The 628-nt window shown below is 35.0% G+C and carries 1 rRNA gene; it reads left to right on the plus strand.

Annotated elements, in window-relative coordinates:
• Positions 1 to 394: 394 nt before the first annotated feature.
• A 23S ribosomal RNA gene (locus V6255_RS17965) occupies positions 395 to 628 on the plus strand; the annotation flags it as partial.

A 628-nucleotide genomic window follows, 5' to 3' on the forward strand; every position in this document is an offset into this window, starting at 1 on the left:
CTTTAACAATTAGGAAAGCTGATAAATGTTCTTATTTATCGCACAATAACAATGATTTCTCTTGTGAATAACAAGGTAAGTTGATTGGTGTGATGAATATAAACGAAATTGTTCTCAGTATTTAAATTAACTATTAGTAGTTAGGATGAATACTGTAATCAAGCAAAATAAAAAGCACACATTATGATAATTCGTTATCGTAATGTGAGTACGTATCTACTCAGTTAATTTATTAACTGATAGGTGCACGAAAAACGATTGTTTTTCATATGTAAAATATGAGTCACAAGCGTCTTGGAAACAACATACAGAATCTTTGATTTGTTATTATGCTTTTTTTGAATGTTTAGTACATTCATAAAAAAGCTTAAAAGACACTTTTTAGGTGTTGTATGGTTAAGTGAATAAGCGTGCACGGTGGATGCCTAGGCAATTAGAGGCGATGAAGGACGTGGTAATCTGCGATAAGTCCAGGGGAGTTGATAACAAGCGTTATATCCTGGAATTTCCGAATGGGGCAACCCGGCACTTAGTGTCATCGGCTAGTGAATACATAGCTAGTCGAAGCAAACGAGGGGAACTGAAACATCTAAGTACCCTTAGGAAAAGAAATCAACCGAGATTCCGA

The organism is Psychromonas arctica (assembly GCF_038155225.1).
In the GTDB taxonomy this organism is placed as follows: Bacteria; Pseudomonadota; Gammaproteobacteria; order Enterobacterales; family Psychromonadaceae; genus Psychromonas; species Psychromonas arctica_B.